Below are 15,885 nucleotides of genomic sequence, written 5' to 3' on the forward strand. Positions count from 1 at the left end.
GTCCATTTTCTACCACTGGCCTTTTCCCACGGCTGGGCTAAAGGCGCCCGATGACTGCTGAGTCGCACATGGCGGCAGGCGGCGCCGACGGCGCCGCGCCCGACGCCGCCGAAACCGGACAACCCGGTCACGGCCATCACGGTGACGGCAAGCTGAAGCTTGCGGTCGGCGCCGTCGGCGTCGTGTTCGGCGACATCGGCACCAGCCCGCTCTACGCGTTCCGCGAGACCTTTGCCGGCCATCATTCGATCGATGCCGACCGATTGCACATCTATGGCGTGCTGAGCCTCGTCTTCTGGTCGATGATGCTCGTCGTCACCTTCAAATATGTGCTGACGATCATGAAGGCCGACAACAAGGGCGAGGGGGGCAGCCTGGCGCTGCTCGCGCTGATCAGCCGGTCGTCGGGCGAGAAGCGCTGGACCTGGCCGATTATCCTGCTCGGGGTGTTCGCGACCGCGCTCTTCTATGGCGACAGCATGATCACGCCCGCCATGTCGGTGCTGTCGGCGACCGAGGGGCTGAGCTATATCAACCAAGGCTTCGATCCCTATATCGTGCCGATCGCGCTCGCGATCCTGATCGGGCTGTTCGCGATCCAGTCGCGTGGGACGGCAAAGGTCGGGATGCTGTTCGGGCCGATCATGCTTTGCTATTTCCTGATGCTCGCGACGCTGGGGGTGATGCATATCGTCGACCATCCGTCGATTATCATCGCGACGCTCAACCCGCTGAATGCGCTGAACTTCTTCTATGTCGACGGCTTCACCGCCTTCATCGCGCTGGGCGCGGTGGTGCTTGCGGTGACCGGGGCGGAGGCGCTCTACGCCGACATGGGGCATTTCGGGCGCGGGCCGATCGGGCTCAGCTGGCTCGCCTTCGTGCTGCCGGCGCTGATGCTCAACTATATGGGGCAGGGCGCGATGGTGCTCGAGGCCGACGTCGGGCAGCGGCTGGGGCTGATCCAGGATCCCTTCTTCCTGATGATGCCCGAGGCGTGGCAGGTGCCGGTGGTGATCCTGGCGCTGCTGGCGACGATCATCGCCAGTCAGGCGGTCATCTCGGGCGCCTTCTCGCTGACCCAGCAGGCGATCCAGCTCGGCTTCATCCCGCGCCTGCGCGTCGAGCATACCAGTGCGTCGGCGGCGGGGCAGATTTATATCCCGGTCGTGAACTGGTTCCTGATGACGATGGTCATCATCCTCGTCCTGTTCTTCGGATCGTCGAGCAACCTCGCCGCCGCCTATGGCATCGCGGTGACGGGGGCGATGTTCATCGACACCTGTTTGCTGAGCGTCGTGCTGTTCACGTTGTGGAAGTGGCCGGCGTGGAAGGCGCTGCCGGTGCTCGCGGTCTTCTTCATCGTCGACATCGCCTATTTCGGCGCGAATTTGATCAAGGTGCCCGACGGTGGTTGGGTGCCGCTGGCGATCGGGCTGATCATCTTCACGATGCTGACCACCTGGTCGCGCGGCCGCAAGCTGATGCAGCAGGAAATGGCCGACGGCGCGATGCCGATCCCGGTGTTCGTCAAGTCGGCGGCGAACAGCGCGACGCGGGTGCCGGGCACCGCGGTGTTCATGACGTCGAGCGCCGACGGAGTGCCGCACGCGCTGCTCCACAATCTCAAGCACAACAAGGTGCTGCACGAGCGGATCATCCTGCTGACGATCAAGATCGCCGACGTGCCCTTCGTCCCCGAGGCGAAATTCTGCACGCTCGACGATCTGGGGCAGGGATTCCACCGGCTGATCCTGCATTACGGGTTCATGCAGCCGGTCGACGTGCCCGCGGCGCTGCACCGCGTCACCGGATGCGGCGGCGATTTCAAGATGCTCGAGACGAGCTTTTTCCTGTCGCGCCAGACGCTGATCGCGGCGAGCACGCCGGGCATGCCGATCTGGCGCGAACGGCTGTTTGCGTGGATGCTGCGCAATTCGGAAAGCGCGATGGAATATTTTCGCCTGCCGACCAACCGCGTCGTCGAACTGGGCAGCCAGGTCGCGATCTGACGCGCCTCCGTTTCGGACGTATCGTCGCAATAAGCGTTTGAACAAGGCGGGCAGTCTTGCGATGCTGCCGCGAACCGAGGCCAGCGGGTCAGGACCCCAGAGCGTGATGCCATGATATTGACCCGCCGCGACCCGACGACCCGGCCGGAGGTGCACGCGCCCTTTGCGTTGATCGTCGGGAAAGCGGTGGCCGACGATGCGCTCGAAGGCGTGATGCGGCGCATGGGGCTCCGGCCCGACGCTGCGCGGGCGGGCGGATTGCCGTTGCAGCTGACGCTGGGAGGGCTGACCGTGACGATAGACCGCGCGGCGCCGGACGACTTCGCGCTGGCGGATCCGGGCGATGTCGCGACGAGCAGCCTGGGGACGCCGCTGCCCGCGGATTGGCGCGATGCCGGGGGGAGCTGGATCGTGCGGTCGGCGCGCGGCGACGGGATCGCGGCGGCGCCGTTCGATACCTTGTTCCAGATGATCGTGCTGCTGATCGACGCCTTCGACGCGGACCACATCTTCTGGTCGCCGGCGCGGTTGTGGACCGACGCAAGGCAGTTTCGCGGCGCGATCGCCGAGATGCAGACGAGCGGCATGCCGCCGGTGCTGCACCTGATCGCCTTTCGCCGTCGCGACGGCGCCGCGGCCCCGCATGTCGCGACGCGCGGGCTGGCGATCTTTGCCGGGCAGGAACTGGACGCCGCGGTTCCGCCGGGGTGGGACATGGCAGCGATGGTCAAGCGGCTGGCGCGCCTGGCGCTCGATATCATGCTCCACGGGCCGGTCGTGCAGCCGCAGCAGACGCCGGGGCTGCAGGCCGGGGAGTGGGTCGCACTGACCCCGCAGGGCGGCGCGCGCGACGGGCCGGCGGCGGTGCTGGTCGAGTTCAGTTTCGATCGGTGATGGGCGGGGGCGCTGCGCCCGATCCGCCCCGATGCCGCTGGTCCTGCGCCGCGCCCGCCGAAACGGGATATCAGCGCCACCACCTGATCCCCGTCGTGCTGCTACAGCGACCGCAGATGGCGGCGATGTTTGCGCAATTGCACGGTGCGGGCTTCGCGCTGCAGCGCTTCGATCGCAACGGGCTGTTGCTGCCGGGCAACGAGCGGCTGGCGCTGGTGTCGGGACACGCGCTGCACCGCGGGCCGCATCACGCGTATAGCGACGTCGTTACGGCACGGGTAGAACAGGTGCGCGCATATCATGCGTTGCAGGCGGCGCGCGATCCGGTCGCGGCAGCGCGCGTCGCGGCGATGCGGTTGCGGTTGTTGCAGGACGTGCTCCGGCGGTCGCTGACCGACCGACACGGCACAACCTTCTGGCTCAACCGTCGCGACCCGATGCGGTTGTTCGCCGACCGACCCTATCTCGACGATGCGATCGACCGGTTGTTTGCCGGGTAGGACGTGGTTGCCGAGGCCGGGCTATGCCTGCTCCCAAACATCCGTAAAGAGGGAGCATGATCAGCTTTTTCACGCACCATAAAAGTGGGTCGAGCGCGCTTGTTTCCTTTTTGGGGCAATTGAGTGACGGTAGCGGGCAGCCATTGTTCCTGTCGCATCTGGGATCCACGCGGCCGCCGACGGGCGACGGCATCTGCTGCTTGTCGAATGCCCAATATGATGTGGTTAAAGGCCATGTTCCGGGTTTTGCGCTGCACCTCGTCAGGAACCCGCTGAACATCGTTCAGTCTGCCTATTATTCGCACAGGCACACACATGGCCTGGATGGATGGCCGCAACTGGCCGCGCAGAGGGAGATGCTGAAAACCGTCGACAAACCGCGCGGCATGCTGATGACCGCGACCTTCTGTAACAGTGAGGAATTTTATCCGGAAACGGCCGGACCCTTATATGCGATACGAAACTGGAATTACGACGATCCCGCGATCAAAACCCTGCGCATCGAAGATGGCTTCGACAAATTTACCGATTTTTTGCGCGCGGCGCTGGGGGAAGCATCGGGGTCGCTGAAATGGCCGGACCAGGCGAACTTCACCTTCGAAAAGCTCTCCGTCGGCAGGAGAGCCGGCGAAATCGATGACGGATCTCATTATCGTTCGGGCGATGCCGGTGCGTGGAAGACCGAACTGCCCGCCGAGGTTGTCCGCTACGTCGTCAGCGAATGCCGGGAGGTGCTCGAGCGCTTCTATCCCGAAAGCCTCAAATGGGCGCAGGATCACTTTTAGGCATTGAGGCGCCGGCCTGCCTTTAAAGCCGAACTTTCGCCTCCAACTCGCGGCGCGCACTGAGATATTGGTCTTCAAGCTGGGCGACGAAGTCGGCCACGGGCAGCACGCCGCGTACCGGGCTGATGCCCTGGCCCGAACCCCAGATGTCCTTCCACGCCTTGACCTTGGTGTTGCCGCCCGATCCGAAGTTCATCGTCTTGAGGTCGCCTTCGGGCAAATTGTCGGGGTCCATACCAGAGGCGACGATCGAGCCGCGCAGATAATTGCCGTGCACCCCGGTGAACAGGTTCGAATAGACGATGTCGGCGGCGCGGCCCTCGACGATGCCGTTCTTGTAGCCCGGATCGGCATTGGCTTCGGCGGTCGCGATGAAGGCGCTGCCGATATAGGCGAGGTCGGCGCCGCACGCCTGCGCGGCGAGGATCGAGCGGCCGTGGCCGATCGCGCCCGACAGCGCGATCGGGCCGTCGAACCATTCGCGGATTTCCTGGACCAGCGCGAAGGGCGACTGGACGCCGGCGTGGCCGCCCGCACCTGCGGCGACGGGGATCAGGCCGTCGGCACCTTTTTCGACCGCCTTGCGCGCGAAACGATCGTCGATGACGTCGTGGAGGGTGATGCCGCCCCAGCCGTGCACCGCCTGATTGAGTTCCTCGCGCGCGCCGAGCGAGGTGATGGTGATCGGCACCTTCCACTTGGCGCAGGTCGCGATGTCGGCTTCTAGCCGGTCGTTCGATTTGTGGACGATCTGGTTGACCGCATAGGGCGCCGACAGGCGGTCGGGATTGTCGCGGTCCCATGCCGCCAGTTCTTCGGTGATCTGGTGGAGCCATTCGTCAAGCAGGGCCTGCGGGCGCGCGTTGAGCGCGGGGAAGCTACCGACGACCCCCGCCTTGCACTGCGCGATGACGAGTTCGGGCCCCGAGACGATGAACAGGGGCGAACCGATAACGGGCAGGCGCAGGCGGTCGAAGATCGGGGGAAGGGCCATGAATCACGCACTCCGGTTGGTTGCTCTTTGCAACTGACCTTAACGTAAACGGAAAGCGAGGCAAGGGGGAACGATGAGCCGGCCATTGTCAAAAAAGGGAACTCGTCATTGCGAGCGCAGCGAAGCAATCCAGAGTAGCGTATACCACTCTGGATTGCTTCGCTGCGCTCGCAATGACGATGTGATCAAAGGAACCGTCTGTGCTGGAATCAGAGCGCCGAGAGATCGATGTCTCCATGCCGGTCGAGCCACTGCGGGGCCTCGGGCATCGGGTATTTGAGGCCGGTGGCGCAGTTGAACAGCACGACGCGCTCGTCGGGATCGACATGGCCGTCCCTGATCGCCTGGTGATAGGCGGCGAGCGTCGCGCCGCCTTCGGGGCAGAGCAGCAGGCCGTCCTTACGCGCCGCTGCGTCGACCGCGGCGAGGATCGCGGGGTCGCCGACCGCGAGCGCGGCGCCGCCTGACGCGCGGACGGCGCGCAGGATCAGGAAGTCGCCGACCGCGCGCGGCACGCGGATGCCCGCGGCGACGGTCGCGGCATCCTCCCAGCGTTCGGCATGCTCCTCGCCCGCCTCATAGGCGCGGACGATCGGGGCGCAGCCCGATGCCTGCACCGCGTACATGCGCGGGCGCTTCGGGCCGATCCAGCCGAGCGCTTCGAGTTCGTCGAAGGCTTTCCACATGCCGATCAGCCCGGTGCCGCCGCCGGTGGGATAGAAGATCGCGTCGGGCAATTCCCAGCCGAATTGCGCCGCGAGTTCGAGTCCCATCGTCTTTTTGCCCTCGATCCGATAGGGCTCTTTCAGCGTTGAAAAGTCAAACCAGCGGCCCTCGGCGGCGCCGCGTGCGACGATCGCGCCGCAATCGTCGATCTGACCGTTGACGCGCCAGACGCGTGCGCCTTGGGCGGCGATCTCGCGGACGTTGATTTCGGGGGTCTCCTCGGGACAGAGGACGATGGTTTCGATGCCGCAGCGCGTCGCATAGGCGGCGAGCGCGGCGCCGGCGTTACCGTTTGTCGGCATCGCGATTTTGGTCACGCCGAGTTCGCGCGCCATCGCGACCGCCATCACAAGGCCGCGCGCCTTGAACGATCCGGTCGGCAGGCGACCTTCGTCCTTGACGAGCACATTGGTCCCGCCCGAGCGCGGGATCGGGATGAGCGGGGTTTCGATCTCGCCGAGCGAAACGATATTTTCGGTGCGACGAACCGGGAGCATTTCGCGCCAGCGCCACATATCGGTCGGGCGTGCCGTCAGCGTGTCGCGCGTCAGCGCGGCGCCAATGGCGTCGAGATTGTAGCGGACGAGCAGCGGCCGGCCTGCGGCGGACAGGCCGTGAAGCTGGTCCGCCGGGTAAATCTCGCCGGTCAGCGAACATTCGAGATGGGTGACGAAGGTCGGGCGGTCGGAATGGATGTTTTCGTTGATCATCAGCGCGACCCGATGCCCGGCGTCGGCGCATCCTTCCAGTCGACTCGGTACAAGTCGAAACGGCGGTCGCGCAGGTTCTGCACCGCGCCGCTCTGGCGGCTGGTGAGCAGGTCGGCGAGGCTGAGGTCGGCGATCGCGATCGTTTCGGTGTTCGGCGCGGTGTCGGCGGCGACGCCGTCGCGCGCGAACGCGAAGTCCGACGGCGTCAGGATCGCGCTTTCGGCATAATGAATGTCCATATTCTCGACGTTCGGCAAATTGCCGACGACCCCCGAGGTGATGACATAGCATTGATTTTCGACCGCGCGCGCGTGGCAGCAATAGCGGACGCGGAGGTAGCCGCGGCGCTCGTCGGTGCAGAAGGGAACGAACAGCATCATCGCGCCCTGGTTGACCAGATGGCGCGCGAGTTCGGGGAATTCGCTGTCGTAACAGATCATCACCCCGATCGGTCCGCAGTCGGTGTTGATCGCGTCGGCGCCGTGGCCGCCCTTGATGTTCCACCAGCGGCGCTCGGACGGGGTCGGGTGGAGTTTCTGCTGGGTATGCACCGACCCGTCGCGCAGAAACACGTACGCGACGTTGAGGATGTCGCCATTGGCACTGCGCGTCGGGTGCGAACCGCCGATGATGTTGATATTATAGCTGACCGCGAGCTTTTCCATGAAGGCGATATAACGCTCGGTATAGTCGGCGATCTTTTCGATCGCGGCTTGCGGTTCGAGCTTTTTCTTTTCGATCGACAGCAATTCCAGCGTGTAAAGTTCTGGAAAGACAACAAAATCGGCCTTGTAGTCGGCGGCGACGTCGACGAAATATTCGACCTGTTCCTCAAACTCCTCGATCTTCGAGATGCCGCGCATCTGAAACTGGACGGTCGCGACGCGGACCGAGGCGGGCAGGCGGTCGGGGACCGCGCCGCGCGCCTTGGGGTTCGCGGCGTCCTGTGGTTCAAGCGGGTTTTCCCAATACATCAGCACGGCGTGGCCGCCGCTGTCGAGGTCGCGGCGGTCGTAATGATGGAGTACCGAGCGCGGCTCGAACCCTTGCGCGATCTGGAAATTGATCACCGGGTCGCGCAGCTGCTTTTCGATGACCGCGTCGAGATAATCCTGCGGGTCGGGATATTTGCGGCGGCGGCGGGCGTAACCCGGCATGCGGCCGCCAAAGGCGATGCCCTTCAGCTCGTAGGATTGGCACAGTTCCTGGCGCTTGCGATAGAAGCGCTGGCCGATGCGCAGGCGGCGGTAATCGGGATCAACGCACACCTCCATGCCATAGAGGATGTCGCCGTCGGGGTTATGGCTGGTGCCAAAGCCGCCGCCGCTGATCGCGCCCCAGCGATGATCGGTGAACACCGCCTCCTGCGGGACGATGAGCGTCGCACAGAGGCCGACGATCGCGCCTTCATATTCGGCGACGAACTGGCCGTCGGGGAAATTATTGATCTGGCCGCGGATCTGCGCCGCCGAATAGCCTTCGCCGCGGCCATAGACCTTGGCGGTCAGGCGCGCGATCGCGGCGGCGTCACGGGGAGCACTGTTGCGGATGACGAGCTTGGCTTTGGTGGAGTCCATGGAGCCTGCATATAGAAGGGGAGGGCAGGCTGTCCAACGGGCGGCGCGGGGATTGGTTCACTACGCCTTAGACCGATGCGGCAATCTCGATGCGATTCCGCCCGTTCTGCTTGGCGAGGTAGAGCGCGTCGTCGGCCGCCTTGAGCGCCGCGCGCGCGTCGCCGAAGCCGAAGATGTCGGCGACTCCACCAGAGAAGGTGATCTGACCGAAGGGTTCGTCGGTCTTGCGATTGATCAGGCGGCGCGCCGCGAGATGCTCGCGGGCCTGGTCGAGCCGTTCGGCGGCCGCAGCCGGATTCTTGCCACGGAACAGCATGACGAATTCCTCGCCGCCGTGGCGCGCGACATGGCACTGGTCGTCGCTGATTTGCGACAGCGTGTCGGCGATCGTCTTGAGCACCCGGTCGCCGGCCTCATGGCCGTGGGCGTCGTTGATCGCCTTGAAATTGTCGATGTCGCAAAAGGCGACGCTGAGCGGCTCCATCGCCATCTGCGCTTCGCGATACTGGACTTCGAGCAGTTCCTCGAAGGCACGGCGGTTGGGCAGGCCGGTGAGATAGTCGATCTCGGCATCGCGCTTGGCGCGTTCGAGGCTGCGGCGGAGCGATTTGGCTTCCTCCTCGCTCTTGCGCATATCGTCCTCGGCCTTGCGGGTGCGTTCGAGCATCGTCTTGGCGAGGTCGGCGAGGTTCGATACGATCTGGCCGGTCTTCTGCAGCTGTTCGAGATCGCTCACATGCTGTTCGAGTTCGCTGCCATAGTCGACGGCTTGCTTGTGTGCGGACTTGCTCTGCGCCTGAAAGGCGTCGAGATTGGTTTCCAGCCGCGCCATCAGCCGTTCGAGTTCGGCCTGCGCCGAGCTGTCGGCGGCCTCTTCGGTCAGCTCGTCGAGCCATTTCTGCGTCACGCCGCCATTGCCGGTGCGCGCGGTGATCTGGCGCGCGAGGCGCGGGTTCTTGCCCGAAAAGGCGCTGTGCGCGAAGATCAGGTTTGCGGGCGTCACGTCGAGGTCATTGTCGATCAGGAAGGCGCCGATCGCATCGACCATGTCGCGCCGCGTGAGGCGGGCAAGGTCGCGTACACCCCCCGGCTCGGCCGCCGGTTGGGAGTCGCCGTTCCGGGGGGAGCGAAGCCCGAGCCATCCGAGGAGCCGCCCTACCGGCTCGCCTGAAGAAGGTGCAATGGTGGTCATGCGACGATTAACGGCGGCGCGTGAAGATGATTAAGCGCGGTTCACCATATAACGCTCTTCGGCATAGCGTCATGACGAAAAAAATTCGCGACCTGTCGATTCCGCAACCGACCGTTCGTCGTCTAGACAGGAGGCCATGCCGGCCCCGGCGAAAAGGAGACGGAAAATGCGTGTAATGGTGTTCGTGAAAGCGACCGAGGATAGCGAACGCGGGATCGACCCGACGCCCGAGATGACCGCGATGTTCGAGGCGATGGGCAAGTTCAACGAGGAACTGGTCAACGCCGGCGTGATGGTCGACGGCGACGGGCTGAAGCCTTCATCGGCGGGCAAGAGGATCGCCTTTGACGGGGCGAACCGCAGCGTGATCGACGGGCCGTTCGCCGAGACGCGCGAACTGGTCGCGGGTTACTGGGTCTGGGAGGTCAAGGACATGGACGAGGCGGTCGCCTGGGCCAAGCGCTGTCCGAACCCGATGCCGGGGCCCAGCGAGCTCGAAATCCGGCCCTTCTATGAAATGGAGGATTTCGGCGAGGTGCTGACCCCCGAGATCATCGAACAGGAACAGAAATTGCGCGACCGGATGGCGGGCGAATAACGCGCCTTGCCGCCATGCTTGCCTCCCCGGAACGTCTGGCCGAGAAGGCGGGCATGGCGCAGGACGAAACCCATCGGGCGATCGCGGCGGTGTTCCGTATCGAGCGGGCACGTCTGATCGCCGGGCTGGCGCGGATGACGCGCGATGTCGACCGCGCCGAGGAACTGGCGCAGGACGCGCTGCTGATCGCGCTGACCGAATGGCCGAAATCGGGCGTGCCCGACCGGCCGGGCGCCTGGCTGATGGCGGCGGCGAAGCGGCGCGCGATCGACGCGATGCGTCGCGCTGCCATGCGGGAGCGCAAACATGCCGAAATCGCCCGCGAGCTGGACAGGGAAGGCGACATGAGCATCGACGCGGTCGAAGCGGCGATCGCCGATCCGCTCGGCGACGAACTGCTCGGGCTGATCTTTGCGGCGTGCCATCCGGTGATCGCGCCCGAAGCGCGGGCGGCGCTGACCTTGCGGCTGGTCGGCGGGCTGACGGTCGGGGAGATCGCGCGCGCCTTCCTGTCGAACGAGGCCACGATCGCGGCGCGGATCACGCGGGCGAAAAAGGCGATCGCCAGGGCCGGGGTGGCGTTCGAAGTGCCGCGCGGTGCCGAACTGGAAGTCCGGCTCGGCTCGGTGCTCGAGGTGATCTATCTGATCTTCAACGAAGGGTATGCCGCGACCGTGGGGGAGGCGCTGGTGCGCCCGCCGCTGTGCGCCGAGGCGCAGCGGCTTGGACGGATATTGGCCGGGCTGATGCCGACGGAACCCGAGGTGCTGGCCCTGCTCGCGTTGATGGAAATCCAGGCGTCGCGGTTGGCGGCGCGCTCAGGACCCGACAGGCTTTTTGTCCCGTTGAACGAGCAGAATCGCGCGCGCTGGGACCAGTTGCTGATCCACCGCGGACTGACGGCGCTTGCGAAGGTCGAGGCGCTGGGCGGCGCCGATGGACCCTATGCGCTGCAGGCGGCGCTGGCGGCCTGTCATGCGCGGGCGCGGCGGGCCGAGGATACCGATTGGGTACGGATCGCGTGGCTCTATGACCGGCTGGGCACGGTGATGCCGTCGCCCGTCGTCGAGCTCAACCGCGCGGTGGCACACAGTATGGCGTTCGGGCCCGAGGCGGGGTTGCGGCTGGTCGATGCGATCGCCGGCACGGCGGCACTGCGCAATTACGCGCCCTTGCCGGCGGCGCGCGGCGATTTCCTGTTTCGCGCGGGGCGGTGGAGCGAGGCGAGGGCGGCGTTCGAAGATGCCGCGGCCCTGTCGGGCAATGCGCGCGAGCGCGAATGGCTGCAGGCACGCGCCGCGGCGTGCGCCGATTAGGCGGCCGCTTCGTCCTTCGCCGCGTCACGGCGGGCGCGGGTCTGTTCGGTCAGGAGGATTTTTTCGGCCATCGAGCGCCACGCGGCCTCGGCGCGCAGATTGCGATCGCGGACCTGGGTGAGCGAGGTGGCGGCCGCGTCGCTGGCGCATTTGTCGGCCTGGGCCAGATAGAAGTCGCTGGTGGTGGACACGGCCGTTTTCTCCTTGTGCGACGGCCGGGAGGGCCGCCGCCGGGGTGTATGTCGATCAGTCGATCATGTCGGCGATCAGCCGTCGCAACTCGCTGCGCGAGAGCATCGGCGAGCGACGCGATGCCTGGGCCCGCTGCGGGGCCTTGGGCGAAGAAAGAACCGCGACATGCGGAAAGGCATTGGAATGATTAAACATAGTCTCTCGTAGTTTCTGTTGTCGTTGACGTGATATTCAGGTCATTTTTTGGGGAAATCAGCGGCGTCGTTGTGCGCCGCCGCCGGGACCTCCGGGTCCGCGCTCGCGATAGACGAGGCGCCCCTTGCTGAGGTCATAGGGGGTCATTTCGATCTTCACGGCATCGCCGACGACCGACCGGATGCGAAAGCGTCGCATCCGGCCAGCGGTATAGGCGATGATGCGATGACCATTTTCAAGCATGACGCCGAAACGGGCGTCGGGCAGGATTTCGTCGATCACACCATCGAAGGTGATTATTTCTTCTTTGGCCAAAATCAGGCCGACTGAAGATTCACGGCCGAGGTCTTGCCGCGGTTGTCGGTTTCCAGCTCATAGGTGATGCGCTGGTCCTTGTTCAGGGTCGCGAGACCCGAACGCTCGACGGCGGTGATGTGGACGAACGCGTCGCCCGAACCATCTTCATTCGAGATGAAGCCATAGCCCTTGTCGGTGTTGAAGAATTTGACGGTGCCGGTCGGCATGGGAGTTTCCTTTCACGAAAACATAAATAACCCACCGGCAAATGCACCGGCAGGGCTGGTAGCGAGTGAAGGGAAGTATCCACCCCGAGGGGGCATCTATTTTCCGTCGCAGGCGACGTTAGCGGAGCCGATATGGCAGGCGTGCTGCAAAAAGTCAAGGTTTTGGACCGCGTTCGCTGCCAGCGATCCTTTGTCAGGTCGCAAGGTGGCGGTTGGCGGGCGGTGGTTAGGAGGGGGGTGGTACGTGCAGCGGCTACGCGCAGGCGATGGCGATCGCCGCGTTTCCGGCTTGCTCCCGTCCGGCGACCTATATACCGCGATATATAGATTCGCGGCGGCAACAACCGCCTGCGACCGCATAAAGGGGATATGATGCGCCGGATTCTTCTCAGTGCCGCCTGCCTGATCGCTGTGCCCGCCTGGGCGCAGGACGTCGCGCCGGCTCCATCCAAAAGCGGCGCTGACGACAGCGCCTTCGAGCTGGGGAAAATCGTCGTCACCGGCTATCGCAGCGTCGATGCGGCGATCGAGAGCGACCGCGTCGGGCAGGAGGCGATCTATCGCTTCGACCGCCGCACGCTCGACGATGCCGCGAGCCTGATCCCGGGCGTGGTGGCGAGCAATTCGGGCGGGTCGCGCAACGAGCGGCTGTTGTTCGTGCGCGGGTTCGACCGGTTCCAGGTGCCGCTGTCGATCGACGGCATCCGCGTCTACCTGCCCGCCGACAACCGGCTCGATTATGGGCGCTTCCTGACTCCTGACGTGGCCGAGATCCAGGTCGCGAAAGGCTATGCGTCGGTGCTCGACGGACCGGGCGCGATGGGCGGCGCGGTTAATCTGGTGACGCGCTCGCCGACCAAGGCGCTGGAGATCGAGGGGCGGGCGCAGCTCAATCTCGATTCCGACCTCGATTATGGCGGCTTCACCGGATTCGGGCTTGTCGGCACGCGGCAGGACAAATTTTATGCGCAGGCGAGCTACGCGATCAACATCACCGACCATTGGGATCTGCCGGGCGGTTTCGCGCCGACAGTCAATGAGGATGGCGGCGCGCGCGATTTTTCGAGGGCGCGCGACTGGCGCGTCAATGCCAAAATCGGCTTTGCGCCCAATGACAGCGACGAATATGTGCTGAGTTACACGCGGCAGGAGGGGCGAAAGAATGCGCCGCTGCACATCACCGACACCAGCAATGTGTCGCTGCGCAACTGGAAATGGCCCGAATGGAATGTCGAAAGCGTCTATTTCCTGTCGACCACCGCGCTCGGCGACCGGGCGACGTTGAAGACGCGCGCCTATTACAACCGGCTGGCGAACCTGTTGCAGTCGTTCGACGACCGCACGCAGACGACGCAGATACTGAACCGTGCGTTCGACAGCCCCTATGACGATAACGCCTATGGCGGGTCGGCCGAACTGTCGCTGCGCACCTTTGGCGAGGACGACCGGCTGGCGCTCGCGCTCCACTATCGCCGCGACGAACATAATGAGGCGCAGACGAGCCGGCCGGGATTGCCGACGAGCACCCCCGAGCCCAACCAGCGCAGCATCGAGCGGACGTGGAGCATCGCCGCCGAGAACAGGCTGGCGCTGGCGCCGCGGCTGACCTTTGCCGCCGGCGGCAGTTTCGACTGGCGCGAACTGGCACGCGCCGACGAATTCGGCCTGCCGCCGGGCGCGACCGGGGCGAACCGGCTGTTCGGCTACCCGCTGCGCAACGCCAGCGCTTGGAATGCGCAGGGGCGAATCGACTGGCGCGGCGAGAATGGCACCGAGGTCCATGCCAGCCTGTCGTCGCGGGCGCGCTTCCCGACTTTGTTCGAGCGCTTTTCGAGCCAGTTCGGGACCGCGGTCGCCAATCCCGACCTGAAGCCCGAGCGCGCCACCAATGCCGAGATCGGCGCCAGCAGCGCGATGGGCGCGGTGACCGTGTCGGGCGCGATCTTCTATAGCTGGATCGACGATGCCCTGGTGTCGGTGCGGACGCCGCAGAACCTCAACCGGCGCGAGAATATCGGGTCGGCGGATTATTATGGCGCCGAGATCGCGGTCGACCTGCGGCTCGGCGGCACGCTGAACGCCGGGGTCAATTACAGCTATATCCATCGCAGCTTCGACATCGGGACGCCGCCGCCGGGCGGGCTGATCCGCCCGTTCGAATTGACCGACGTGCCCGCGCACAAGGGCTTTGCCTATGTGGCGTGGAAGCCGGTCGCGGCGCTGGAGGTGGTGCCGAGCCTGGAGTTTGCGTCGGGGCGGACGACGGTGACCCCGGCGTCGGCGAACGGGCTGGCGCCGGTCTATTACAAGACCGAAGGCTATGTCACGGCGTCGCTGCGTGTCGATTTCGACGTCACCGACCGGATCACGCTCGGTGTCGGCGGGCGCAACCTGTTCGACGCCAATTATGCGCTGACCGACGGTTTTCCCGAACCCGGGCGCAGCTTTTTCCTAGGGGTGCGTGCGCGTTACTGAGGGAAGGGCTCAGACCAGCGGGTGGTTGAGCTCCAGTCCCAGTTGCTGGCGCCCGACGAGTTCGCGGGTGGTGTCCCAGTCCCAGAAGGCGTGCGAGCAGACGGTGTTGAGGTCGCGCCAGAAGCGCTGGAGCGGCTGGTCGACATGGAAGCTCGACGCCCCGGCGGCGGCCATGATCGCATTGGCGCTGTCGCGCACATGCTGCGAGACGAAGGCGAGATGGCCCTTGAGCGCGACTCGGTCGTCGAGCGTGAAGGGGCGGCTGTGGAGGATTAACTCGATCTTTTCGATCAGGCCGCGCGCGAGATCATGTGCGATCATGGTGCGCAGTTCGAGATCGCCGAGCGCGACATGCGCGTGCTGCTGGTCCTTGACGACGGAGCCGCTGAAATTGCGCACGCGCTTGGTCACGATGTCGCGGTAGGCGCGCATCATGCCGGCCAAGCCACCCGAGAGGACGCCGACGACGGTGCAATAGGCGAGCGGGAGTTGCGGCATCGAATAGAGCGGATTGGCGTAGAGCGCCGAGCCCGCGGTGGGGCCGGCGCGGAACTCGACGCCATTGGTGACGCGGTGGTTGGGAACGAAGGCATCGTCGATCACGATGTCGTTGCTGCCCGTGCCCGCCATGCCGGTCATGTGCCACACATCCTCGACCCGGACGTCGGCGACGGGCAGAGCGAAGGCGCGCGGCCCTTCGGCGGTCAGCCCGCTGACATAGACCCAGTCGGCGTGCATGACGCCCGAACCCCATGAGGCGCGACCGCTGACGCGCCAGCCGCCCTCGACGCGCACCGCGTTCATCGTCGGCGAATTGGCGCCGGGCATCAGCGTGAAGCCGCGCGTGCCGAAAATCTCCTGCTGCAAGGCCTCGCTGAACTTCGCGGCATAGACATTGTGGTTGATGTAGAAGGAGGCGATCCAGCCGGTCGAAACGCAGGCGGCGCTGATCTCCTCGACCACCCCGAACATCGTTGGCAGGTCGGATTCGGGGGCGCCCCAGCGTGCGGGGACGAGCATCTGGAGGATTTCCGCCTCGACCAGCGCGGCGATGGTTTCGTCGTGCGGCTTGCGTTGCCGCTCGGCGTCCGGCGCGCGGGCGGCAATGGCGGGTGCGAGCGCGCGGGCGCGTTCGCGGAGCTGGTCGCTGGTGGTCGGCATCGAATCTCTCCCTCTATTAATTAGAAGGCTAAGC

The 15,885-nt window shown here is 65.2% G+C and carries 14 protein-coding genes and 1 pseudogene; 7 read left to right on the forward strand and 8 right to left on the reverse strand.

The features are described from left to right. The first annotated feature begins 50 nt into the window (after positions 1-50). From AC07U1_RS17380 to AC07U1_RS17395, 4 genes are all read left to right on the forward strand, one after another. Positions 51-2,012, forward strand: a complete 1,962-nt coding sequence (locus AC07U1_RS17380) for a potassium transporter Kup (RefSeq protein WP_082545115.1) — start codon at positions 51-53, stop codon at positions 2,010-2,012. 111 nt (positions 2,013-2,123) lie between these two features. Then, positions 2,124-2,906, forward strand: coding sequence for a hypothetical protein (locus AC07U1_RS17385; RefSeq protein WP_495178170.1), 783 nt, complete (start codon positions 2,124-2,126; stop codon positions 2,904-2,906). Beyond that, on the forward strand, positions 2,906-3,406 hold the full coding sequence (locus AC07U1_RS17390) for an AHH domain-containing protein (protein WP_495178169.1): 501 nt from the start codon (positions 2,906-2,908) through the stop codon (positions 3,404-3,406). The genes AC07U1_RS17385 and AC07U1_RS17390 overlap by 1 nt, the downstream gene beginning before the upstream one ends. A 56-nt stretch (positions 3,407-3,462) precedes the next feature. Then, positions 3,463-4,191 (forward strand): hypothetical protein, encoded by a 729-nt coding sequence (locus AC07U1_RS17395; protein WP_495178168.1) that lies wholly within the window; start codon positions 3,463-3,465, stop codon positions 4,189-4,191. 22 nt (positions 4,192-4,213) lie between these two features. Here AC07U1_RS17395 and AC07U1_RS17400 read toward each other — a convergent pair whose 3' ends face one another. The 4 genes from AC07U1_RS17400 to AC07U1_RS17415 all read right to left on the reverse strand — a co-directional run bounded on the left by AC07U1_RS17400 (position 4,214) and on the right by AC07U1_RS17415 (position 9,246). Continuing rightward, the gene (locus AC07U1_RS17400; protein ID WP_495178167.1) at positions 4,214-5,185 is read right to left on the reverse strand and encodes an NAD(P)H-dependent flavin oxidoreductase; all 972 of its coding nucleotides are present in this window, start codon (positions 5,183-5,185) and stop codon (positions 4,214-4,216) included. A gap of 209 nt (positions 5,186-5,394) precedes the next feature. Beyond that, positions 5,395-6,621: a threonine synthase gene (locus AC07U1_RS17405; protein WP_495178166.1), complete on the reverse strand. Its 1,227-nt coding sequence runs from the start codon at positions 6,619-6,621 to the stop codon at positions 5,395-5,397. Further along, positions 6,621-8,198 carry a carbon-nitrogen hydrolase family protein gene (locus tag AC07U1_RS17410; protein WP_495178165.1) on the reverse strand — a complete coding sequence of 526 codons (1,578 nt, stop codon included), beginning with the start codon at positions 8,196-8,198 and terminating at the stop codon, positions 6,621-6,623. The genes AC07U1_RS17405 and AC07U1_RS17410 overlap by 1 nt, the downstream gene beginning before the upstream one ends. Before the next feature lie 67 nt (positions 8,199-8,265). After that, a complete protein-coding gene (locus AC07U1_RS17415) occupies positions 8,266-9,246 on the reverse strand; it encodes a diguanylate cyclase (RefSeq protein WP_495178164.1) in 981 nt (326 codons plus the stop codon). 310 nt (positions 9,247-9,556) lie between these two features. On the opposite strand from AC07U1_RS17415, the pseudogene AC07U1_RS17420 reads away from it, so the two are divergent. Then, positions 9,557-9,916, forward strand: a pseudogene (locus tag AC07U1_RS17420) (YciI family protein); the annotation flags it as partial. Between the two features lie 125 nt (positions 9,917-10,041). Next, positions 10,042-11,304: an RNA polymerase sigma factor gene (locus AC07U1_RS17425; RefSeq protein ID WP_495197758.1), complete on the forward strand. Its 1,263-nt coding sequence runs from the start codon at positions 10,042-10,044 to the stop codon at positions 11,302-11,304. Here AC07U1_RS17425 and AC07U1_RS17430 read toward each other — a convergent pair. The 3 genes from AC07U1_RS17430 to AC07U1_RS17440 form a co-directional block, all read right to left on the reverse strand. After that, positions 11,301-11,495 carry a hypothetical protein gene (locus tag AC07U1_RS17430; protein WP_056349743.1) on the reverse strand — a complete coding sequence of 65 codons (195 nt, stop codon included), beginning with the start codon at positions 11,493-11,495 and terminating at the stop codon, positions 11,301-11,303. The two genes, AC07U1_RS17425 and AC07U1_RS17430, sit on opposite strands and share 4 nt — an antisense overlap. Positions 11,496-11,748: 253 nt before the next feature. Further along, complete coding sequence (gene infA / locus AC07U1_RS17435) at positions 11,749-12,006, reverse strand: translation initiation factor IF-1 (RefSeq protein WP_056349745.1); 258 nt, start codon at positions 12,004-12,006, stop codon at positions 11,749-11,751. A gap of 2 nt (positions 12,007-12,008) precedes the next feature. Further along, on the reverse strand, positions 12,009-12,215 hold the full coding sequence (locus tag AC07U1_RS17440) for a cold-shock protein (protein WP_056349747.1): 207 nt from the start codon (positions 12,213-12,215) through the stop codon (positions 12,009-12,011). 372 nt (positions 12,216-12,587) lie between these two features. Between AC07U1_RS17440 and AC07U1_RS17445 the strand changes: the two genes are divergently transcribed. Next, on the forward strand, positions 12,588-14,690 hold the full coding sequence (locus AC07U1_RS17445) for a TonB-dependent receptor plug domain-containing protein (protein WP_495197759.1): 2,103 nt from the start codon (positions 12,588-12,590) through the stop codon (positions 14,688-14,690). A 9-nt stretch (positions 14,691-14,699) separates the two neighbouring features. On the opposite strand, the gene AC07U1_RS17450 is transcribed toward AC07U1_RS17445, so the two are convergent. Further along, positions 14,700-15,851 carry an acyl-CoA dehydrogenase family protein gene (locus AC07U1_RS17450; protein ID WP_495178161.1) on the reverse strand — a complete coding sequence of 384 codons (1,152 nt, stop codon included), beginning with the start codon at positions 15,849-15,851 and terminating at the stop codon, positions 14,700-14,702. Between the last annotated feature and the right edge of the window lie 34 nt (positions 15,852-15,885).

The organism is Sphingopyxis sp. GW821-FHT02C12, from assembly GCF_059421785.1.